This window comes from Lysobacterales bacterium (assembly GCA_014946745.1).
Classification (GTDB): Bacteria; Pseudomonadota; Gammaproteobacteria; order Xanthomonadales; family Xanthomonadaceae; genus Aquimonas.
The window spans coordinates 1-22594 of record JADCRD010000001.1 but is presented as its reverse complement, the minus strand read 5'-3'; the positions used below and the strand labels follow the sequence as shown (position 1 = coordinate 22594).

General features: G+C 65.5%; 16 protein-coding genes and 1 riboswitch. Of the genes, 4 read left to right on the top strand and 12 right to left on the bottom strand.

Annotated features, from left to right (window positions below; all coding sequences use genetic code 11):
* Positions 1 to 22: 22 nt before the first annotated feature.
* The 3 genes from H4O13_00080 to H4O13_00070 form a co-directional block, all read right to left on the bottom strand.
* Entirely contained in the window at positions 23 to 1516 is a 1494-nt protein-coding gene (locus tag H4O13_00080) for an L-aspartate oxidase (GenBank protein MBE5313783.1), read from the bottom strand.
* A gap of 5 nt (positions 1517 to 1521) precedes the next feature.
* Positions 1522 to 2550 (bottom strand): quinolinate synthase NadA, encoded by a 1029-nt coding sequence (gene nadA / locus H4O13_00075; protein MBE5313782.1) that lies wholly within the window; start codon positions 2548 to 2550, stop codon positions 1522 to 1524.
* Between the two features lie 367 nt (positions 2551 to 2917).
* On the bottom strand, positions 2918 to 3463 hold the full coding sequence (locus H4O13_00070) for a hypothetical protein (protein ID MBE5313781.1): 546 nt from the start codon (positions 3461 to 3463) through the stop codon (positions 2918 to 2920).
* A gap of 113 nt (positions 3464 to 3576) precedes the next feature.
* On the opposite strand from H4O13_00070, the gene H4O13_00065 reads away from it, so the two are divergent.
* Together H4O13_00065 and H4O13_00060 are read left to right on the top strand one after the other, a co-directional pair.
* A complete protein-coding gene (locus H4O13_00065; protein ID MBE5313780.1) occupies positions 3577 to 4989 on the top strand; it encodes a solute:sodium symporter family transporter in 1413 nt (470 codons plus the stop codon).
* Positions 4990 to 5049: 60 nt separating this feature from the next.
* Positions 5050 to 5261: riboswitch (cobalamin riboswitch) on the top strand.
* 244 nt (positions 5262 to 5505) lie between these two features.
* Positions 5506 to 7965 (top strand): ribonucleoside-diphosphate reductase subunit alpha, encoded by a 2460-nt coding sequence (locus H4O13_00060; protein MBE5313779.1) that lies wholly within the window; start codon positions 5506 to 5508, stop codon positions 7963 to 7965.
* A 119-nt stretch (positions 7966 to 8084) separates the two neighbouring features.
* Here the strand turns inward: H4O13_00060 and H4O13_00055 are convergent, their stop codons facing one another.
* Positions 8085 to 8441 (bottom strand): four helix bundle protein, encoded by a 357-nt coding sequence (locus H4O13_00055; protein ID MBE5313778.1) that lies wholly within the window; start codon positions 8439 to 8441, stop codon positions 8085 to 8087.
* 72 nt (positions 8442 to 8513) lie between these two features.
* On the opposite strand from H4O13_00055, the gene H4O13_00050 reads away from it, so the two are divergent.
* Positions 8514 to 9581 carry a ribonucleotide-diphosphate reductase subunit beta gene (locus tag H4O13_00050; GenBank protein ID MBE5313777.1) on the top strand — a complete coding sequence of 356 codons (1068 nt, stop codon included), beginning with the start codon at positions 8514 to 8516 and terminating at the stop codon, positions 9579 to 9581.
* A gap of 76 nt (positions 9582 to 9657) precedes the next feature.
* Here the strand turns inward: H4O13_00050 and H4O13_00045 are convergent, their stop codons facing one another.
* From H4O13_00045 to H4O13_00015, 7 genes are all read right to left on the bottom strand, one after another.
* The gene (locus H4O13_00045; GenBank protein ID MBE5313776.1) at positions 9658 to 11829 is read right to left on the bottom strand and encodes a S9 family peptidase; all 2172 of its coding nucleotides are present in this window, start codon (positions 11827 to 11829) and stop codon (positions 9658 to 9660) included.
* A gap of 280 nt (positions 11830 to 12109) precedes the next feature.
* A complete protein-coding gene (locus tag H4O13_00040) occupies positions 12110 to 14290 on the bottom strand; it encodes a S9 family peptidase (GenBank protein MBE5313775.1) in 2181 nt (726 codons plus the stop codon).
* A gap of 77 nt (positions 14291 to 14367) precedes the next feature.
* A complete protein-coding gene (gene rodA, locus H4O13_00035) occupies positions 14368 to 15423 on the bottom strand; it encodes a rod shape-determining protein RodA (GenBank protein ID MBE5313774.1) in 1056 nt (351 codons plus the stop codon).
* Between the two features lie 50 nt (positions 15424 to 15473).
* Positions 15474 to 17282 carry a penicillin-binding protein 2 gene (gene mrdA, locus H4O13_00030; GenBank protein ID MBE5313773.1) on the bottom strand — a complete coding sequence of 603 codons (1809 nt, stop codon included), beginning with the start codon at positions 17280 to 17282 and terminating at the stop codon, positions 15474 to 15476.
* A 47-nt stretch (positions 17283 to 17329) separates the two neighbouring features.
* The gene (mreD, locus tag H4O13_00025) at positions 17330 to 17818 is read right to left on the bottom strand and encodes a rod shape-determining protein MreD (protein MBE5313772.1); all 489 of its coding nucleotides are present in this window, start codon (positions 17816 to 17818) and stop codon (positions 17330 to 17332) included.
* Positions 17815 to 18714, bottom strand: a complete 900-nt coding sequence (mreC, locus tag H4O13_00020) for a rod shape-determining protein MreC (protein MBE5313771.1) — start codon at positions 18712 to 18714, stop codon at positions 17815 to 17817. Before mreC ends, mreD begins: the two co-directional genes overlap by 4 nt.
* A 165-nt stretch (positions 18715 to 18879) precedes the next feature.
* A complete protein-coding gene (locus tag H4O13_00015) occupies positions 18880 to 19926 on the bottom strand; it encodes a rod shape-determining protein (GenBank protein ID MBE5313770.1) in 1047 nt (348 codons plus the stop codon).
* Between the two features lie 408 nt (positions 19927 to 20334).
* On the opposite strand from H4O13_00015, the gene H4O13_00010 reads away from it, so the two are divergent.
* A complete protein-coding gene (locus H4O13_00010; protein MBE5313769.1) occupies positions 20335 to 21270 on the top strand; it encodes a carbohydrate kinase family protein in 936 nt (311 codons plus the stop codon).
* Positions 21271 to 21371: 101 nt separating this feature from the next.
* On the opposite strand, the gene H4O13_00005 is transcribed toward H4O13_00010, so the two are convergent.
* A protein-coding gene (locus H4O13_00005; GenBank protein MBE5313768.1) for an IS3 family transposase occupies positions 21372 to 22486 on the bottom strand; the annotation gives its coding sequence in 2 pieces (ribosomal slippage) (positions 21372 to 22234 and positions 22234 to 22486; 1116 coding nt in all).
* Positions 22487 to 22594: the final 108 nt, after the last annotated feature.

Below are 22594 nucleotides of genomic sequence, written 5' to 3'. Positions count from 1 at the left end.
TGCGATCCCGCGCCAGAGCCCCTCAAGCGCGCTGGCGGCGGCCCCCGTCTTCGACGCCGGCCAGATCATCCACGCGACAGTGCGCTCCGAGGCTGCGCGCGCGGGCGCGGGCGGCTTCGACGATGGCCCGCGCCACCCGCAGGCGGGCATGCACGCGGCTGCCCACCGGGACCGTTGGCAGAGTCGCAGCCAGCCAGTCGGCCGCTTCTGCGAGGCCGGACGCGTCACGCTCGATGCCAACCCAATCCCACATGAGATGGCGCAGCCGAAGCTGCACGGCATGGGCGTCGGCGGGTTCGTTGGCCAGCGCTGTGGCCCGCCAGCGCCGCGGTGCGGGCAGCTCAGCGCAGACCAGCCTCAGCCCGGCGCGACGACCGAAGGCGAGACCTTCGAGCAACGAATTGCTGGCCAGTCGATTGGCCCCATGCACGCCGGTGCAGGCGCACTCGCCGATCGCGTACAGCCCCGCGACCGCGCTTCGGCCCTCAGCGTCGGCGACGATGCCGCCCATGTGGTAGTGCTCGGCCGGCGCTACCGGCAGCGGCTCCATACGCGGATCCAGACCATGCCGCTGCGCGAGCGCGAATACCGCCGGAAAACGCTGCGGAAACTCTGCGCCAACTGCCGCACGTGTATCCAGCCAGACGGGTCCCTGCCGCAGCTGCCGATACACCGCACGCGCCACCACATCGCGCGGCGCCAGCTCGGCGCCGGGCGTGTCCAGCAGAAAGCGGCGTCCGGCGTGATCGAGCAGCACGGCGCCGGCGCCGCGCAGGGCTTCGGTCAGCAGCGGCAGCGGCGCGGGATCGAGCCCGCGCACCGCCAGCGCCGTGGGATGGAACTGCACGAATTCCAGATCGCGCAGCTCGGCGCCCACATCCAGGGCCATCGCCAAGCCGCTGCCGTCCGCATGGGCCGGGTTGGTGGTGTAGCGGTAAAGCTGGCCGATGCCGCCTGTTGCCAGCACGACCGCGCCTGCAGTGAGCGCGTAGCGGCGGCCGCTGCGGTCCTCGGCGAGCACGCCTGTCACCCGCGACTCTGCATGCAGCAGTGCGCGCGCTTCAAAGCCTTCGCGCACCTCGATGTGCGGGGCGCGACGCGCCGCAGCCGACAGCGTGCGCATCACCTCGGCGCCGGTGGCGTCGCCGTGTGCATGCACGATGCGGCCCGCCGAGTGCGCGGCTTCGCGGCCCAGGCTGAAGGCACCGCCGGCAGCGCGATCAAAGCGCGCGCCGAGTCCAGCCAACCACTCGATCAGTTCGGGCGCAGCGGCAGTGAGCGAATGCACCCGCTCAAGGTCGTTGTGGCCGGCGCCGGCAGCCACGGTGTCCTGCGCGTGCAGCTGCGGGCTGTCGCCGGCGCCAAGCGCCGCCGCAATGCCACCCTGCGCCCAGTGGCTGGCACCATCCAGACCCAGTCGCCCGGGCGTCAGGATCAGCACGCGGCGCGGTGCAGCAGCGAGTGCCGCGCTGAGCGCAGCAATGCCGGAACCGACGATCAGAACCTCGGCGCGCATCGCGCCTACGCCGCCTCGCGCCGACCGATGTCGAGCATGCGCTGCACCGCCTGCCGGGCGCGGCGCGCGGTCTCGGCGTCGACCTGCACTTCGTGCTGGCCCAGACGCAGGGCGTCGAGGATCTTCGGCAGGGTGATCCGCTTCATGTGCGGACACAGGTTGCAGGGGCGGGTGAACTCGATGTCCGGAAAGTTGACCGCGACGTTGTCGCTCATCGAGCACTCGGTCACCATGACCACGCGCTTCGGCCGCTTGGCGTCGAGGTGGTGGATCATGGCCGCGGTGCTGCCGACGAAATCGGCTTCGGCCAGCACGTCCTGCGGGCATTCGGGGTGGGCGAGGATGTGCACATCCCCCTGCGCTGCGCGGTAGTCGCGCAGTTCCGCACCGGTGAAGCGCTCGTGCACCTCGCAGCTGCCCTGCCAGAGGATGACCTCGACCTGGGTCTTCGAGGCCACGTACTGGCCCAGGTACTGATCAGGCAGGAACAGCACGCGGTCCACGCCCAGCGACTCGACCACATGCACCGCGTTCGCCGAGGTGCAGCAGACATCGCTCTCGGCCTTCACTTCGGCCGTCGTGTTGACATAGGTCACCACCGGCACGCCGGGATAGCGCTGGCGCAGCAGGCGGATGTCCTCGGCGGTAATGCCAGTGGCCAACGAGCAGCCGGCGGCGGTGTCCGGAATCAGCACGGTCTTGGCCGGGTTCATGATCTTGGCGGTCTCGGCCATGAAGTGGACACCGGCCATGACGATGATGTCGGCATCCACGTTGACCGCCTGCTGGGCCAGCGCCAACGAGTCGCCGACGATGTCGGCGACGCCGTGGAAGATCTCCGGCGTCTGGTAGTTGTGGGCCAGGATGACCGCGCGCTTCTCCTTTTTGAGGCGCTGGATCGCATCGATGTAGGGCAGGTGCAGGGCCCATTCGGCATCGGAGATCACTGGGCGGGTGCGCTCGCGCAGCGCGGCGTGGCGACGCGCCATGGCGTCATCGGCGGTGGGCAGGGTCGACAGGCTGGCTGGGCTCATGGGCACTCCGGAGTTCGGGTCGCGCGGCGGCGTTTGGCGCTGGCTCTGCGTTGAAGCCGCCGCGACTTATGCTCGACCTGAGCATAACGAGGGCGTAATGCTAGGTTTGAGCATAAGGGGCGTCAAGCGCGGAACGGGCGACATGCCGCTCCGGGTTCAGCCCGCTCCGGTTTCGGCCCCGCGCGGGCGAGGAGCCCGTGCGGCGGAAGCGATGCGGGCGAGAGGGCGACTGCGCGGCCCGTGGTTCCGCTGGTTCTTGGCCTGCAGCCCCCGACAGGCCTGCGAATCGTCGAGACCGTTCTCCCGATTCACGCTGTCGCGTCGATGGCTTCTGCAGCGCAGGCTCCCAGGTTCGTCTCGACCCGGCTCAGAGTGTTTCGCCTGCGCCCTTGACCTCGCTCCAGTCGATCTCGATGTCGGCCAGCGCCGCCAGCACTTGCCGGTGCTGGCGCGCCTCGTGACGCTCGAACAGCAGCACTTCGATCGGCCGCCACAGGGCGACCCAGCCGAGCACCAGCAGGCCCTCGATCAAGACCTCGCTGCCGGCGCTGTGCCAGCCCTCGATCAATCGGCGCAGCACCAAGCTGACCGCCAGTACGGCAAAGCCCACGATCACCACCCCGCGGTAGCGTCGCTGACTGGCGCGGTGGCGACGCTCGACCTGCTGCAGCAGGAAGCGGAAGTGGGCACGGATGGCCGACTCGATGTCTGCGCCGCGCTCGCGCAGCTGGGCGGGCGCCTGGATGTGCAGGCGCAGGCGCGTGCCCGGCGAGTGCTCACCGGCGCAGTCGCGCAGATAGGTCTCGAAATCGACGTCCAGCGACTTCTCGCGGAAGGGCGAAGGGTCGAGCGAATCGAACAGCTGCTCGATGCGCTGCACGCGGATCTCGATGTCGGCTGTCTCGACGGCCATAGGCTCCGCGGGGAAGTTCGTGAATACGTATTCAACGCAGCTGCACAACGGGCGGCTCGGCCCCAGCGGTTAGCGTACGCCGCGGGCCGCGGGGGCGGCCATGGAGTCATCGCATGTCGAGCGGCGCGCTGCAGTGGAGCATCTTCATCGGTCTGACCGCTCTGGTCGCCGGACTGACCTGGTGGCGCTGCCGCCGCGCCGAGCGTTCGAACGAGGCCTCGCGCGAGTTCTTTCTGGCCGGCGGCGGACTGACCTGGCCGATCGTCGCCGGCTCGCTGCTGCTGACCAACATCTCGGCCGAGCAGATCGTCGGCATGAACGGCGCGCAGATGGCGCTGGTGGCGTGGTGGGAGTTCGGCGCCTTTGTCGCCCTGATCGTGCTGGCCAAGGTGCTGGTGCCGCTGTACTACAAGTACGGCTGCACGACCACGACCGAACTGCTGGAGCATCGCTTCGGCGACGCCGGCATCCGCGCGGGCGTGGGCCTGCTGTTCCTGTTCGGCTACCAGTTCATCCTGCTGCCGGTGGTGCTCTACACCGGCGCGGTGTTCATGAAGTCGATGTTCGCGCTGGAGTTCTCGGTGCTCAGCATCTCGGCCGTGTTCGCCCTGGCGGGACTGGCCTATGCGGCCTTTGGTGGCCTCCGCGCGATCGCGATTTCCGACACCTTCAACGGCGTCGGCTTGCTGGTGATGGGGCTCACGGTCACCGCCTTCGCGATGGCGGCGATCGATTGGGATCTTTCAGGCATCCCCGCCGAGCGCCTGACCCTGATCGGCGACGCTGACTCGGACATCCCCTGGACCACCCTGCTGACCGGCATGTTCTTCGCCCACCTGTTCTACTGGGGCACGAACATGGTGATTGTGCAGCGGGCAATGGCGGCGAAGACCCTGCGCGAAGCGCAGAAGGGCATCTACGCGGCGGCGGCGTTCAAGCTGATTCTGCCGCTGATCGTGGTGCTGCCCGGAATCATCGCCTTCAAGCTGTACGGCGACGTCGATGACGTGGCCTACGGCCGCCTGGTCGGCGACGTGCTGCCGCCTTGGCTGTCGGGCGCGTTCGCGGCGGTGATCACGGGCGCCGTGCTGTCCAGCTACAACTCCATTCTCAACTCGGCGGCGGCGCTGTACACGCTGGATCTGCACGTGCGCTACATCGACGCCCACGCCAACGTGCGAAGAATCGGACAAGCGGTGGCCGTGGTGGCAACGGTGGTTTCGGTGGCCCTGGTGCCGCTGTACCAGAACGCGGAGAGCATCATCGCCACCCTGCAGCAGTTGAATGGCCTGTACTCGATGCCGGTGCTGGCGGTGTTCCTGGCCGCGGTGTTCTTCCAGCGCCCCGACCCGCGGGCAGCGAAAATCGCGTTGGCATTCGGCACCGCCCTGTATGCCTGCTTCGCCTTCTGGTGGACGCCCCTGCACTACCTGCACCTGATGTTCATCACCCTGTTCTCGGCGCTCGGCCTGATCTGGGTGTTGGGACGAGTGCTGCCGCCGCGCGCAGCCGCAGCGGCCCGCTGACGGCCATGCCGCAGAGGGGATCAACCACAACATCTTGGGTTGACTCACAGCAAGAACCCCAATAGCTTGTGCGGCGTCGGTGCCGCACCCTCCCGGGTCGGCTTAATAGGGAAGCCGGTGTGACTCCGGCGCTGCCCCGCAGCGGTATGTGGAAACGACCGCCGTCATTGGCACTGGGGCTCAAGGCCCCGGGAAGCGACGGCCAGTAGGTGCCCGGATGCAACCCGGCCTGTCCACGAGCCCGAAGACCTGCCGACAGCCGTGCGAAGCACACACGCACGGTCCCGGCATCAGGGCTTCCGCGGGGAAGCAGCCGGACGCTTGGGCTCGGGCCAGACGTGCTCGCGCTGCGTCCTGCTGCGCATTCCGTGGAGACTCCAGCGCCCGAGGGGGCGTTGCCGCAGCCGCATGCGCGATCGACCGCCCGGTCGGCGCTTGCGTCTGTGTCGACGCTCGCTCAAGCGCGCGCCCCCGCGAGGGAGGGGACGCGCACCGTGCGTCACACGGACCCAGCCCATGCACACCCAGGACACACCGACCGCTGCGACGAAAGCGCAGGGAACGGCGTCGCTCGACGCCAGCTCAGCGGGCTCGACTCGCGACACCGGCCGCGAGGCCCCGGCTCCGCCCTCCCTTGAGCTGCGCCCCCCGCACGATGCGCCCGGCATGTGCGTCACCAAACGCAGCGGACGCCGCGAACCCGTCGATCTGAGCAAGATCGTGCGCGCGGTGATGCGCTGCTGCGACGGTCTCTACGCGGTCGACCCGATGCGGGTCGCCACGCGCACCATCTCCGGCCTGTACGACGGCGCCAGCACCCGCGAACTGGACGAGCTTTCCATTCGCACCGCGGCGCTGCTGACCGCTGAAGAGCCCGAGTACGGCCGTCTCGCGGCCCGCCTGCTGGCCCAGGTGATCGAGAAGGAAGTCACCGGGCAAGAGATCCACGCCTTTTCGCAGTCGGTCAGCCGCGGCCATGAGCTCGGCCTGATCAAAGCGCGCCTGCTCGGCTTCGTGCAGGCCCATGCGCGCAAGCTCAATGACGCGATCGACACGTCGCTTGACCGCGGCTTCGACTACTTCGGTCTGCGCACCCTCTACGATCGCTATCTGCTGCGCCATCCGCATACGCGCAGCGTGATCGAGACGCCGCAGCAGTTCTTCCTGCGCGTGGCCTGCGCGCTGAGCGAGGACGTGCCGGATGCCCTGGCGCTGTACCGGCGCATGGCCCAGCTCGACTACCTGCCAAGCTCGCCGACGCTGTTCAACAGCGGCACCACGCATGAGCAGCTTTCGTCCTGCTTCTTGCTCGACTCGCCTGCCGACTCGCTGGAGTCGATCTACCAGCGCTACGGCGATATCGCCCAGCTGTCCAAGTTCAGCGGCGGCATCGGCGTCAGCTACTCGCGGGTGCGCTCGCGCGGCTCGCTGATCCGCTCGACCAACGGCCACAGCAACGGCATCGTGCCTTGGCTGAAGACGCTGGATTCGTCGGTGGCCGCGGTCAACCAGGGGGGCAAGCGCAAAGGCGCCGCCTGCGTGTACCTGGAGACCTGGCACGCCGACGTCGAGGACTTTCTGGAGCTGCGCGACAACGCCGGCGACGAGGCGCGACGCACCCACAATCTGAACCTGGCGAACTGGGTGCCCGATCTCTTTATGAATCGCGTCGAAGCCGACCGGGATTGGTCGCTGTTCGATCCGAGGGTTGTGCCCGAGCTGACCGACCTCTACGGCGACGCCTTTGAGCGCGCCTACGCGCAGGCGGAGGCCCAGGGCAAGGCTGCGAAAACGGTGCCTGCGCGCAAGCTCTACGCGCGGATGATGCGCACGCTGGCCGAGACCGGCAACGGTTGGATGACCTTCAAGGACCGCTGCAACACGACCAGCAACCAGACGGCCAAGCCCGGCAACATCATCCATCTGTCGAATCTGTGCACCGAGATTCTGGAGGTCACCTCGGCCGAGGAAACCGCGGTCTGCAATCTCGGCTCGATCAATCTCGCCCGCCACCTCGATGCCGACGGTCAGTTCGACTTCGAGGCGCTGGCCGAGACCGTGCGGCTGGCCGTGCGTCAGCTCGATCGCGTGATCGATCTGAACTTCTATCCGATCGAATCGGCGCGCCGCGGCAACCTGCGCTGGCGGCCGGTGGGCTTGGGCTGCATGGGGCTGCAGGACCTGTTTTTCCGCCTGCGCCTGCCCTTCGACAGCGAGGCTGCACGCGCGCTGTCGGCGCGCATCGCCGAAGAGATCTACTTCCATGCGCTGGACACTTCGGTCGAGCTCGCGCAGACGCGCGGCGCGCACCCCGCTTTCGCGGACACGCGTGCGGCCCGCGGCGCGCTGCAGTTCGACGCCTGGGGCCTAACGCCGGCGAATGCCGATCGCTGGAATGCCCTGCGCGCACGCATCCAGCAGCACGGCCTGCGCAACTCGCTGCTGATCGCGATCGCCCCCACCGCCACGATCGCCTCCATCGCCGGCTGCTACGAATGCATCGAGCCGCAGGTCAGCAACCTGTTCAAGCGCGAAACCTTGTCGGGCGACTTCCTGCAGGTCAATCGCTACCTCGTCGATGAACTGAAGGCGCTGGGCCTGTGGACCGCCGACATGCGCGACGCCATCAAGCGCGCCGAGGGCTCGATCCAGAACCTGCCGCAGATCCCGGAGCCCCTGCGGCAGATCTACCGGACCGCCTGGGAGCTGCCGATGCGTTCGCTGATCGACATGGCCGCCGAGCGCGGCCCCTTCATCGACCAGTCGGCCTCGCTAAACCTCTTCATGGAGAGCCCGAACATCGGTGCACTGTCGTCCATGTACATGTACGCCTGGAAGCAGGGACTGAAAACCACCTACTACCTGCGCTCGCGCCCGGCAACGAGGATCGCCAAGGCCACTGTGTCGGCCTATACGCCGGTCGAGGCGGTGGTGTGTTCGCTGGAGAACCCGGAGGCGTGTGAGGCGTGTCAGTGAGGCGGGAAAGAGTGGAGAGGAAAGAGGAACGAGTCCAGAGCGAAGAGCGAAGAGCAAGGAGGAAAGAGGAAAGAGGAAGGAGGAGAGAGTCTGGAGGTTGGCGGAGTGTCTGTCTGTGCTCAGGCGGGTGATCTGAATCGCCGTCTCAGGGTCGTGAGCATGCGGCTGACTTCATCGATCAACTCGTGCGCCTCCAGGTTCTTCTCGTGATCCAGCCAGTGCAGGCGTTCGCACAGAAGCAGCTGCGTGTGGAGTTCGGCGAGTGAGCCCTGCGCTATGGCGAGGAACTGCGCCTTCTCTCGAACGGATTCGCGGGCCCAGCCCTCCGCGATGTTGCTGGGCACAGACACGGCAGCACGTGTGATCTGCGCGCGAATCCCGAATTTCTCAATCGCTGGTAGACCCGTCGACGTTCGACAGATCCGCTCTGCCAAGGCCATTGCCTTGTTCCACACCATGGCGTCTCGGTAGTGCATCAACCACTCCCATTTCCATCGCTGACCTCATCGTCGCAGCCCGGCGCGACACAGCCCATCAGAGAATTACTCATGCAGCCCCCAGAAAAAGCCCCCACCCAACTCGTTGCTCGTTCCTCCGCACTCGTTCCTGACGCTCCTCGCCTCCTAGATCCAGGCTTCGAGCTCACTCTCCGCCCCATGCGCTATCCGCAGTTCTACGAGATGTATCGCGATGCGATCAAGAATTCGTGGACGGTGGATGAGATCAACTTCCAAATCGATATCAGCGACCTGCACTCGAAGCTGACCCCTGCCGATCGGCACCTGATCCACCGGCTGGTCGCGTTCTTCGCGACCGGCGATTCGATCGTGTCGAACAACCTGGTGCTGAACCTCTACCAGCATCTCAACGCGCCCGAGGCGCGGATGTATCTGTCGCGGCAGCTCTACGAGGAAGCGCTGCACGTGCAGTTCTACCTGACCCTGCTCGACAACTATCTGCCTGACCCGTCAGAACGCATCAAGGCCTTCGCTGCGGTGGAGAACATTCCGTCGATCCGCAAGAAGGCCGAGTTCTGCTTCCGGTGGATCGACAGCCTGCAGCAGCTGCGGCGCGCCGAGACTCGCGAGCAGCGGCGGCAGTTCCTGCTCAACCAGATCTGCTTCGCCACCTGCATCGAAGGGCTGTTTTTCTTTGCCGCCTTCGCCTACGTGTACTACTTCCGCTCGCGGGGTCTGCTGCCAGGTCTGGCGTCGGGCACCAACTGGGTGTTCCGCGACGAGAGCTGCCATATGGCCTTCGCCTTCGAGTGCGTGCGCACGATTCGCAGCGAAGAGCCCGAACTGTTCGACGCAGCCATGCAGCAGCAGGTGTACGCGATGCTGGAAGAGGCCATCGAGTGCGAGATTCAGTTCGCCGAGGATGTGCTTTCAGGCGGTGTGGCGGGCATCTCGATGCGCGACATGCGGCAGTACCTGCAGCACTGCGCGGATCAGCATTTCGCCAAGCTCGGCCTGCCGCTGCGCTATCACGTGCGCAACCCGCTGCCCTTCATGGAGCTGCAGGACGTTCAGGAGCTGACGAACTTTTTCGAGCGGCGGGTCTCGGCCTATCAGGTCGGGGTCAGCGGCGATGTCGCCTTCGACCACGCGTTCTGATCGCCCCATCGCGCGCCGCTGAAATGCGAAAGGCCCGGCGTGGCCGGGCCTTTCGCTTGCAAGCTCGCTGGAGCGCCTACTTCACGCCCAACTGGTCAAGCAGGAAGGCGTAGTACTCGGCCGCCTCGCGGAAGCGCTGGAAGCGGCCCGACTTGCCGCCATGGCCGGCTTCCATGTTGGTGCGGAACACCAGCAGGTTGTCGTCGGTCTTCTTCGCGCGCAGGCGGGCGACGTACTTGGCAGGCTCCCAGTACTGGACCTGGCTGTCCCACAGGCCGGTACCGACAAACGTCGCCGGGTAGGCCTTGGCTTCGATCTGATCGTAGGGCGAGTAGGCCAGCATGTAGTCGTAGTAGGTCTTGTCCTCGGGGTTGCCCCACTCGTCGTACTCGTTGGTGGTCAGCGGAATGCTCGGGTCGAGCATGGTGGTGACCACGTCGACGAAGGGCACCTGGCTGACGATGGCGCGGTACTTCTCTGGCGCCATGTTGGCGATCGCGCCCATCAGCAGGCCGCCCGCGCTGCCGCCCATGGCCGAGATGCGATCGGCCGCGGCGAACTTCTCCGCCACCAGGAAATCGGTGACGTCGATGAAGTCGGTGAAGGTGTTGACCTTCTTCAGCAGCTTGCCGTCCTCGTACCAGGCGCGGCCCATCTCCTGTCCGCCGCGAATGTGGGCGATTGCATAGACCATGCCGCGATCGACCAGGGACAGCACGTTCGAGTTGAAGTTCGGGTCCATCGAGGCGCCGTAGCTGCCGTAGCCGTACTGCAGCAAGGCGGCAGTGCCATCGCGCTTGAAGTCGGCGCGATGCAGCACGGTGACCGGCACGCGCGTGCCATCGCGGGCGGTGGCCCAGAGGCGCTCGGTGACGTAGTTCTTCTTGTCGAAGCCGCCCAGCACCGGCTGTTCCTTCAGCAGCTTGCGCTCGCCGGTCACGACATTGAGCTCGAAGGTGGTCGCCGGCGTGGTCAGCGAGGTGTAGGTGTAGCGCAGCCAGTCGCTCGCGGGCTCAGCGTTGACCGACAAACCCATCGAATAGGCGGTCTCATCGGCGGCGACGTACTGCTCGCTGCCGTCGTTTTTGCGCAGGCGCAGACGGGTCAGCCCCTCCGAGCGCTCCTCGACCGCGAGAAAGCCTTCAAACAGAGCGAATTCCTCGATGAACACCTTGTCGTCGTGCGGGATCAGGTCCTTCCACTCGGTGCGCGCGCGCACGTCGTTCTCGCTGGCCTGCATCAGGCGGAAGTTCTTCGCCTCCCAGTTGGTGCGGATCACCCAGCGCTCGCCCAGATGGTCGGCCGAGTACTCGAAGTCGCGCTCGCGCGGCGCGAGGATCTCGAAGTCTCCCGGCTGCGCCGCCAGCGTGCAGCGGGTCTCCGACGACACCGTGCTGTTGACGCTGATGCAGATGTACTTGTCCGACGTCGTCTTGCCTACGCCCATGTAGAAGCTGGGGTCACGCTCCTCGTACACCAAGCGGTCGTTGCCCTCGGCGAGACCCAGCGTATGCAGGCGCACGCGCGTGGTCAGCAGGGTCTCGGGGTCATTCTCGACGTAGTAGAAGCTGCTGCTGTCCGCGGTCCAGGCGATGCTGGCAGAAAGACCCTTGATCTCGACCGGCAGCAGCTCGCCGGTTTCCAGATTCTTGACCTTGAGCGTGTACTGGCGACGGCCGCTGGTGTCCTCGAAGTAGGCCAGCAGGCGGTTGTCCGGGCTGATCTCGTAGCGCGCGATCTGGTAGAACCCCTGCCCTTCGGCCAGGGTGTTCACGTCGAGCAGCACCTCTTCGGCTGCCTCCATGCTGCCCTTGCGACGGGCGTGAATCGGGTACTCGCGCCCTTCCTCGAAGCGGGTGTAGTACCAGTAGCCGTTCTCCAGGAAGGGCACGCTGGCATCGTCCTGCTTGATGCGGCCGACCAGTTCGCCGTAGAGCTGCTCCTTCACCGCGGCCAGCGGCGCCAGCATGGCGTCGGCATAGGCGTTCTCGGCCTGCAGATACGCCAGCATCTGCGGATCCTTGCGGGCGTCGTCGCGCAGCCAGTAGTACTCATCCTGACGCACTGCGCCGTGCGGCGCCTTGACCTCATGCGGCCGGGTCTCGGCGACCGGGGGCTTCAGCACGTCAGCGGCAGGATTGCCGGCAGCACCAGCATCGGCGTCGGGGCCGCGCGTGCAGCCGGCGACGGCAAGGATGGAAGCCGCCAGCGCGGCGAGCCGCGGCAGCTGGCGATAGGGGGCGTGCATGCTCATGGGGTCTCCTTCCATGCAGAACCCCGGCGTGCGCGGGCAGGCCGGGGTCGGGTGTGGGTTCTAGCAGCGTGTTGAAAAACTCCCTTCCGGGAAGTTTTTCAAGTCGGCGGTCCGGCGCAGGTCCGTACCGCCTCACGACAAAGCCATCGCTTACGCGCTTGCTTCGTCGTCCCGGCCATCCCTGGCCGGGCTAGCAGGCTGTTATTCAACAGCCTGCTAGGGCGCGTGTTCGCCGCAGCCGGCGGAGTCTACGCCGGCTGCGGGAGGAACGCGTTCAGCCCTTGGGGAACAGGTGCTGGCGCAGGAAGCTGTAGGCGATGGCCTGCATGTAGGCGCGCTGGCCGTTGTCGGCCGCACCGCCGTGGCCGCCCTCGATGTTCTCGTAGTAGGCGACGCTGTGGCCCTGCTCCTGCATGCGCGCGAACATCTTGCGGGCGTGGCCCGGATGCACGCGGTCGTCGCGGGTCGAGGTGGTGAACAGCACCGGCGGGTACTTCGCGTCCGCCTTGACGTTCTGGTAGGGCGAGTACTGCTGCAGGAACTCCCAGTCGGCGGTGTCGGGGTTGCCGTACTCGGCCATCCACGACGCGCCAGCCAGCAAGAGGTGGTAGCGCTTCATGTCGAGCAGCGGCACCTGACAGACCACAGCGCCGAACAGCTCCGGGTACATCACGGTCATGTTGCCCATCAGCAGGCCGCCGTTGCTGCCGCCCTGCATGCCGAGATGCGCCGGCGCGGTGATGTTCTGTGCGATGAGCTCCTTCGCGACCGCCGCGAAGTCCTCGTAAGCCTTGTTGCGGTTGGCCTTCAGCGCGGCCTGGTGCCAGCGCGGGCCGTACTCACCGCCGCCGCGGATGTTGGCGACCACGTAGACACCGCCGTCCTGCAGCCAGGCGCGGCCAACCGCGCCGGAGTAGCCGGGAGTGAGCGAGACCTCGAAACCGCCGTAGCCATACAGCAGGGTCGGGTTCTTGCCGTTACGCTCAAGGCCCTGGCGCGCCACCATGAAGTACGGCACCCGGGTACCGTCCTCGCTGGTCGCGAAGCCCTGGGTGATTTCGAGGCCTTCCTTGTCGAAGAACGAGGGCATCTCCTTGAGCTTGGCCTTCTCGCCCAGCAGCTCACCGAGGTAGAGCGTGGTCGGAGTCAGGTAGTCGGTGCTGGTCATCCACACCAGATCGGACTTCTCCTCGTCGTAGGCGCTTACCGAAACCGTGCCAAAAGCGGGCGCGCCCGGCAGCGGCTGTGAGGGCCAAGCCTCGCCGGCTTCGGCGGCAGGCGTCAGCACGCTCAAGCGGTTCTTGACGTCCTCCAGAACGTTCAACACCAGATGGTTGGCGGTGAAGCTGTAGCCGGCCAGCGAGGTGGTGTCGCTGGGCTGGAAGAGCACGGTGAACTTGCGTTCGCCGGCGAGAAAGGCGTCGAGCTTGGCCGCCAGCAGACTGCCTGCAGCGAAGGTGGTCTCCGCCACCGTCAGCGGCTCGCGCAGCTCCAGCAGCAGCCAATCCTTGTGCACCGACTTGTTGGCGCTGTTCGGCGCGTCGATCTTGGTGAGCTGGCCGCCCTCGCCGAGCAGGTACAGCTCGTCGTTGTAGAAGGCCAGCGTGCGCGAGACGAAGCTGCGCTCATAGCCGGGCGTGTCGTCATGGGTGGCGGCGATGTACATGTCATCGGCCTTGCCCTCGTACACGGTCTCGGCAGTGGCCAGCTCCGTGCCGCGCTTCCAGCGCTTGGCGATGCGCGGATAGCCCGAGCTGGTCATCGAGCCGTCGCCGAAATCGGTGTAGACGAAGACCGTGTCCAGGTCGATCCAGCCCATGCCGCCCTTGGCTTCGGGGCGGAAGAAGCCGCCTTCGACGAAGGACTTGCTCGCAGTATCGAACTCGCGGGTGACGTTGGCGTCGGCGCCGCCGCGCGACAGCGACAGCAGGCAGCGCGTGTACTCGGGCCGCAGGCAGTCCGAGCCCGCCCACACCCAGTTCTCGCCCTCGGCCTTGTTCAACGCATCGAGGTCGAGGATCACTTCCCACTCCGGCGCGGCCGAGCGATAGCTCTCCAGCGTGGTGCGGCGCCACAGCCCGCGCGGGTTGTTGGCGTCCTGCCAGAAGTTGTAGAGGTAGCCGCCCATTTCGCGGACGAAGGGAATCTTGTCGTTGGAGTCCAGAATCGCGCGCAGGTCGTCACGCAGCTGGACAAAGCCCTCGATACCTTCCAGCGACGCCTTGGAGGCGGCGTTTTGGGCGCGCACCCAATCGAGCGCCTTGTCGCCCTCGACGTCCTCCAGCCAGAGATAGGGGTCTTCGGCCGCGCTCACGCTGTTCTCCTCGGTCTCGGTCTTGGCGGGTGCTGCCGGCGCGGCAGCGGGTTCGGGTGCGGTGCCGCCGCAGCCGGCGAGGAACAGGGCAGCTAGGGCCGCGGGCAGCAGGGCGCGCGTGGAACGGGATCGCGAGGTCATGCGGGTCTCCGATGGTGTTTTGGCAAGGCTAGGCGGACGGGCCAGCGCGGTGCAGGGCTTGAAGTCACGAGGCCGGCTCATTCCCCCATGAACCGGCGATGCGCGTTGACCGACATGATGATTCCGAAGCCGGCCAGCAGAGATACGGCAGAGGTGCCGCCATAGCTCATCAGCGGCATGGGCACGCCGACCACGGGCAGGACGCCCGAGATCATGCCGCTGTTGAGCACGACGAACAGGAAGAAGGTCATGGCCAGCGAGCTGCCGACCAGGCGGGCGAAGGTGTCGCGCGACTGCGCGACGATCCAAAGGCTGCGCCCAATGATGAAGGCGAACAACAGCAACATGCCGATCACGCCGACGAGGCCGAACTCCTCGGCGAATACCGAGAAGATGAAGTCGGTGGTGTGCTCGGGCAGGAAATCAAGGCGCGACTGCGTGCCTTCGCCCCAGCCCTTGCCGAACACCCCGCCCGAGCCGACCGCAATCTTCGACTGGATGATGTTCCATCCGGTGCCCAGGGGATCGCTCTCCGGATCAAGAAAGGTGGTGAGCCGCGCCCGCTGGTACTCCTTAAGGAAGAACCAGCCCACCGGTGCAGCCAGCATGCCGATGCAGGCGAACAGGGCGATTCGCGACCAGGCCAAACCGGCGAAGAAGATCACGAAGCCCCCCGAGGCTGCGACCGTGACCGCGCCGCCGAGATCCGGCTGGATGGCAATCAGTGCCGCCGGCACAGCGATGATGGGCGCGCAGACCAGCAGACTGGTCCAGCGCGGCGGCAGCGGCTGCCCGTGCAGAAAGGCGGCCACCGCCATCGGCAGGGTGAGCTTCACCAGCTCTGCCGGCTGCAGATAGAACACGCCGAGATTGAGCCAGTGACGCCCGCTGCGGCCGGTGCCAAGCACCGGCACGAGCAGCAGCAGGATCAGGCTGATCGCGAATAGCCAAGGCGTCCACAAGCGCAGCTGCTGTGGTGGCACCAGGGCGATTGCCCACAGCGCGGCGAAGCCGACCGCGAAGCGCAGAGCCTGCGCGGTGAACAGGGCGGGATTGCCGTGGGTCGCGCTGTGCAGGGTCAGCAGGCCCGCTGCGGCCAGAGCCAGGAGGCCGGCCAGAAGCGGCACATCCATGCGCGGCACTAATGCGGCCAGCAGTCCGCTGAGTGGTCGGATCGGGCGATTCAAGGCGATGCCTCCCGCAGGATCCAAGCGTCCAGGATCTGCCGCGCCACGGGAGCGGCCGCACGCGTTCCCGAACCGCCCGCTTCGATCACAAGGGCGAGCGCGATCGTCGGCTCCTTCGCCGGGGCGAATGCGATGAAGAGCGCCTGGTTGCGCTGGTTCGCCGTGAGCCGCGAGGGGTCGATGTCGGTGTCGCCGCTTCGGCTGACGCGCTGGGCCGTGCCGGTCTTGCTGGCGATCCGATACGACAGCCCTTCGCCCATGGCCCGCGCGGTGCCGGTCGGGCCATGCATCACCGCCTCCATGCCGTCGACGATCGCCTCGAGATGGGCGCGCTCGACCGAAAGCCGTGGCTCCAGCGTGGGCACCTGGACCGGCAGAATTTCAGCGTCAAACCCAGCTTGGACGGAACGCAGCAGATGCGGCGGGTGGCGTTCGCCGCCTGACGCCAGGATGGCGGTGGCGTAGGCCAACTGGAGCGGTGTGGTGACCCAGAATCCCTGACCGATCCCGGCAATCACCGTCTCACCCGGATACCACGGCTGGTTGCGCGCGGCACGCTTCCACGCAGGGGTTGGCAGGATGCCGCTGGACTCTCCAATAAGGTCGATGCCCGTCTGCTCACCAAAGCCGAACTGGGAGACGTACCCGGTGAGCCGCTCGATCCCGAGATCCAGGGCCAGCTGGTAGTAGTAGGTGTTGACCGACTGCGCCAGCGATTCGCGCAGATCGATTCTTCCATGCCCTCCTCGACGCCAGTCGCGGTACTCGCGCTGCTGGCCCGGAAGCCTGAAGGCGCCGGTCGAGAGCACCGTGTCTTCGGGACTTCGCAGGCCAAGCTCCAGCCCCGCAAGGCCGATGAAGGGCTTCATCGTCGAGCCTGGCTCATAGCCGCCGAGCAGCACACGGTTGAACAAGGGCCGCGCGGAGGAGTTCAGCAGCTCGGTGTAGGCGGCGCGCCCGATGCCATTGACGAAAGGATTGGGGTCGAAGCTGGGTAGGCTGACCATGGCCAAGACCTCGCCTGTTCGCGGATCCATGGCAACCGCTGCCCCCGACTGCCCAGCAAAGGCCGCCACGACAGCCTGCTGCAGTTCAAGATCCAGGCTGAGATAGAGGTGATCGCCGGATTCCGCAGCCTGGCGTTCAAGCACGCGCAGCGTGCGGCCCTCGGCATTGATTTCGACCCGCTCGATGCCGACCTGGCCGTGCAGACGGCTTTCGTACTGGCGCTCGATACCGGACTTTCCGACATGCGTGGCGCCGCGATAGCGAGCGGGGTCGAGCTTTTCCTGATCCTCGGCATCAATTCGCCCCACGTAGCCAATCACATGGGCCAACAGCTCGCCATAGGGGTAGCTGCGCGTGAGATAGGGCACCACATCCACACCGGGAAACTCATGCCGTCGCACGGCGAATCGGGCGACTTCCGATTCGGACAGACGCAGCTTCAAGGGCACCGCTTGGAAACCCCGCATTGAACGCCGATCGGTTTCGAAGCTCTGCAGTTCATCCTCGGTCAGCTGCAGCAGCTCGGTGAGCGCCTGCAGCGTCTTGTCGAGATCCTTCACCTGTTCTGGGACGATTTCGAGCCTGTAGGCTGGGACGTTATCGGCCAGCAATTTGCCTGCTCGGTCGTAAATCAGCCCCCGCGCGGGCACGATCGGCCGCGAGCGGATCCGATTTGCCTCGGACTCGGTGGCGTATTCCTGGTGGCGCAGCACCTGCAGATAGCCGAACCGCGTCGCCAAGGCCGAGAGCACCACCAGCGCCAGCACGAAGGCAACTGCCGCACGCGATCGGAACATGCGGGCCTCTGCAGCCGGATCGCGCAGCCGACGTCCGCTTGGCATGCTCAGCCGCCTCGCTGCCGGGCGCGCAGCCGCAGGCCATCAAGCGCGAGGAACAACCAAGGCCACAGCGCCATGCCCACCAACGGCGACAGCCAGAAAGCCAGCGGCGGCATAGCCTCTCCACTGAAGCCACGAATCATCAGCACGACCACCCGGTCGTTCAACAGCATCGCTCCCACGGCCAGCGCCTGCTGCCAAAGGGTGAAGAAGCGCAGACGCGCGCGGAATCGAAGGACGATGAAGGCGAGCATGCAGAGCCTGAGTGCATGCTCACCGAGCAGGCTACCGTGGACGACGTCAGCGGCGATGCCGACGGCAAAGGCCACCCCAAGACCCACCCGCTCAGGCGCCTCGAGAAGCCAGTAGCAGATCACCAGTGCCAGCCAGAATGGCTTCAAGCCAGCAAGCTCAGAAGGAATCGGAAGCAGCCCCAGCAGCAAAGCGACAGCCAGGGAAGCCGGAAACAGGGCGTAGGGGCGTAGCCGCATCAGGGCACCTTCGATGGCGGCGACATGAGTTCGATCGGCGGGCCAAACTCCGGCAGTGAGTCGCTCATGGAGAGCAGTAGCACTTCGCCACTGCGATCCAGGCGCGCGGCAGGTCGAGCGCTCGCGACCAGAAACAGGCGCGTGTCATCGGCAGTGATGGCGGTCACCTCACCCACTGCGAGACCGGCGGGGAATCGGCCTCCGATTCCCGATGTCACCAGTTGATCTCCGACGACGAGATCAGCGCTTTGCGGGATGCTCGGCAGAACCAGCTCATCCGTTCTCCCGGTGCCGTAGGCGATCGTCCTGAGCCCTGTGCGAACAACCTGCACAGGCACGCTGTGGTTGGGGTCGGAGATCAGCAGGGCGGTCGAGGCGAACGAAGACACCTCAAGAATCTGGCCAACGACTCCGCCCGCATCGAGCAGCGCCATGCCCTCACGAGCGCCGCGCTGTGCCCCTGCGTCGAGCAGGATGCGGTGACGGAAGGGATCAAGGTCCACATCCATCACCGAGGCGACCTGCACGCTGAGCTGCAGGCCTCGCGTGCCGTTCAGAAGTTCCCGCAGGCGCAAGTTCTCGATCTGCACAGCCTGCAAGCGACTGAGTCGCGCCTCAGCGACGAGCAGCTGCCGCTGGAGTTCGTCGCGTTCGACCTGTAGCCGTTCTCTCGAAGCGAACACGTCGGAGGCCGCCCCGACGGCCAGCGAGGGCAATCCCGCCACGAGGTAGATTGGCTGGACCAAGGCGAGCGCATGGCTGCGCGACCGTTCAAGCAGCGAAGTGCGGTGGTCAGCCACCATCAGACCGACTGCTGCTAGGAGATACAGCAGCAGGCGAATGGGTCCCACACCGGTATCGGCGAACAAGCCGGGGGTCTGGCGAGGGTTGTAGTTCACGAACAGGCGTCTGCGGGAACCGAAGCATCTACGGCGAGGGAAGCATTGGCAGGGCGAGGCCAAGGGCTGAGCGCCCGAAGGCCTGCCAAGCGAGCAAGCGGTCCGCGGAAATCGTGCCCTCGCGCGTGGGCTGAGCGCGGGCTCACTTCAGCCCAGGCGCTCTGCTCACTCAGGAGCGAAGAAGTCGTTGCCATGCATGTCGATCAGCTCGAGGGCGCGGCCGCCCCCACGCGCGACGCAGGTCAGCGGATCGTCCGCCACATGGACGTGCAAGCCCGTTTCTTCGGAGATCAACCGGTCCAGGTCGCGCAGCAAGGCTCCGCCCCCGGTCAACACGATGCCGCGCTCGGCGACGTCAGCGCACAGTTCGGGTGGCGTCTGCTCAAGGGCAGCACGCACCGCGCTGGTGATGCCTGCGAGCGGCTCATGAAGCGCCTCAAGCACTTCGTTCGAGTTCATCGTGAAATTGCGCGGCACGCCCTCGGCAAGGTTGCGGCCGGAGAATTCGATCTCACGGACCTCGGCCTGCGGGAACGCACAGCCGATCTCGATCTTGATCTTCTCGGCAGTCGTCTCGCCGATGAGGGTGCCGTGGTTGCGCCGCACGTAGCTGATGATCGCTTCGTCAAAGCGGTCACCACCGATGCGCACGGACTGCGAATAGACGATCCCGTTGAGCGAGATCACCGCAACCTCCGAGGTGCCTCCACCGATATCCAGGACCATGGCCCCCCGCGCCTCATGGACCGGGATACCTGCGCCGATCGCAGCAGCCATGGGCTCTTCGATCAGAAAGACTTCGCGCGCGCCTGCTTCCTCAGCTGACTCTTTGATCGCGCGACGCTCAACCTGAGTGGAGCCGCAAGGAACACAGATCAGTACCCGGGGGCTGGGTCGCAGGAAACGAGAGCGGTGCACCTTGCGGATGAAGTGCTTCAGCATTTCCTCGGTCGTGCTGAAGTCGGCGATCACGCCATCCTTCATGGGCCGGATCGTCGAGATGTTGCCGGGTGTACGTCCAAGCATTCGCTTCGCCTCGTGACCGACGGCAGCGACTGACTTGTGGGAGCCCGGCCCCCGGTCCTGACGGATCGCCACGACCGATGGCTCGTTCAGCACGATGCCCTGATTCCTTACATAAATCAGGGTGTTGGCGGTGCCAAGATCGATCGACAGATCGTTGGAGAAGAGGCCTCGAAGGCTCTTGAACATGGCGCAGCGCGCTCCGGAAGAAAAGCACGCAAGCCTAGCAAGCGCGTCCTGCATCAGCAAGGAACAGGAAAGAGAGATCGACCCACATCGTCGGACTGTGTCCTAGATCCGACCACGGTGGTTGCTGCCGGCCTGATCAGGCGTGGCGAGCCTCCAGTTCTTCCTGACGCTCCTCGGATCGCAGGTCGCTGCTTGCGCCGCGCAGAGCAACTGTGCAGTGCGAGGCGCTACAAGTGTTTCTGCACTGGGCCAGTGCGCTCTGGTTCGCTCACAAGGGCACATCGTTCCTGTTCGCAGTGCAGAGAGATGCGGTGGGCGCTCGCATGCTTCAAACTTGCAGATCCGTCGGTCTAGGCCGACCCACACTGTCATCGAGCGCTGCTAGTCAGTCTCGAACCGGAGCTTTATATGCCTGCGCTGATCTGTGGTTCCCTCGCTTACGACACCATCATGGTGTTTCAAGACCAGTTCAAGAACCACATCCTCCCGGACAAAGTTCATATTCTGAATGTCTCTTTCCTGGTTCCGCGCATGCGACGGGAGTTTGGAGGTTGTGCAGGCAACATTGCGTACAACCTCAAGCTGCTGGGCGGCAGCCCGATCCCTATGGCGACCGTTGGTCAGGACTTCGGGCCCTATCGCGAGCATTTCACGAGTTGCGGAATCAGTCTTGAGCACGTCAAGGTGATTGAGGACCTGTTTACTGCGCAAGCCTTCATCACTACCGACCTTGACGATAATCAGATCACCGCCTTTCATCCGGGCGCGATGATGCGTTCGTACGAGAACCACGTGCGCGATGTCGCTGCCATCGAGTTTGGCATCGTAGGGCCCGATGGCTACGAAGCGATGCTCCAGAACTCGCGAGAGTTCGCGGAGCTGGGCATTCCATTTATCTTCGATCCGGGTCAGGCGATGCCGTTGTTCAATTGCGACGAGCTGCGTCAGATGATCGAGGCAGCGACGTACGTCACGGTCAACGACTACGAATCGAGTCTACTGCAGGAAAAGAGTGGTCTGAGTGCCAAACAGATTGCAGAGCGAGTTCAGGCCTACATCATCACCCGCGGGCCGAAAGGCTCCGAGGTTCACACGGCAGCAGGGGTCATGCAGGTTCCCGCTGCCAACGCGATGCGCGTGGTGGATCCCACTGGCTGCGGCGACGCCTACCGTGCAGGACTGATCTTCGGGCTCATGAACGGGATGGATCTCGCGACCGCCGGCCGCATCGCTTCTCTGATGGGGGCACTAAAGATTGAACATCTTGGGCCACAGAATCAGCGGTTCGACTACGAAGAGTTTGCAGAACAGTTTAGACAGCAGTTCGGGTACGCACTGAAGTAGAGCAGGCGTTCTCCAGCGAACTTCCGAAGCCCGCGATGAGCGGGCTTCTTTTTGCGGTCGGTTGAAGCGTAAGCTCTCCCGTCAAGCCGTAAGCTCTCCCGTCAAGCGGACAAGGAATTCCTAGAACCTTCGGCTGCTTGGGCTTTGCGCTCGGCGGGTGTCATCCCGTCGAGGGCGTCATGGGGTCGTTCCTCGTTGTAGTCGAGCATCCACCACCACGCCGCCTCGCGGACGTCGTCCAAGCGAGAGAACAGGTGCGGGTCCAGGACCTCCTCGCGGAATGTCCGGTTGAAGCGCTCGATGTAGGCGTTTTGATTGGGCTTGCCGGGCTGGATGTACTGGATGGCCATACCTTGGGACTTCGCCCAAGCCACGAATGCTTCGCCGAGAAACTCAGGGCCGTTGTCGGTGCGCAGCACCTGCGGCAGCCCACGCTCGCGCTGCAGGCGCTCGAAGACGCGGATCAGGCGCTGCGCGTTGATCGAGGTGTCGACCTCGATGTGCAAGGCCTCGCGGTTGAAGTCGTCGATCACGTTGAAGGTGCGGAAGCGTCGCCCGCAGGTGAGCGCGTCGCTCATGAAGTCCGCCGACCACACGCTGTCGGGCAGTTGCGGCACGTACAGCGGCACGCGCTCGCGTTTGGGCAGACGGCGCTTGGCGGGGCGGCGCAGGTTGAGCTTCATGGCCTTGTACACGCGATAGATGCGCTTGGGATTCCAGTCGGGACGGCAGCGCCGCAGCAGGTCCGAGCACTTCCAGAAACCTCGGCTCGGCCGCTCGCGCACAGCCTCTGAAAGCGCTGCGATCAGTTCGGCATCGCGCACCGTCCAGTCCAGTGGCGGGGCGTACCAGGCCGAGCGCGACAGCCCGATGCAGGCGCAGGACCGACGCAGCGGCAGGCGATGGGCTTCCGAGAGGAAACGCACCGCCTCGCGCTTCTGCGCCGGCGCTACAACTTTTTTGCGATCAGGTCCTTCATCGCCGAGTTCTCCAGCGCGAGGTCGGCGTACAGGCGCTTGAGGCGGCTGTTTTCCTCCTCGAGCTCGCGCACGCGCTTGAGCTCCGAGGCTTCCATGCCACCGAACTTCGACTTCCACTGGTAGTACGTCGCCACACTGATCCCGGCCTGCCGGCAAACGTCCTTGACCGGCATACCCGCATCGGCCTGCTTGAGGATCGAGACGATCTGCGTCTCGCTGAACTTTGACTTGCGCATCTGAACCTCCTGGCTGGGAAACCTTGCCAGAAAGTTCTAGAAACCTGTGTCCGCAGTACCGGGGAGCTTACGAAGTGAGCGCCGCACTCGTTGCGGCAAAGGAAAAGG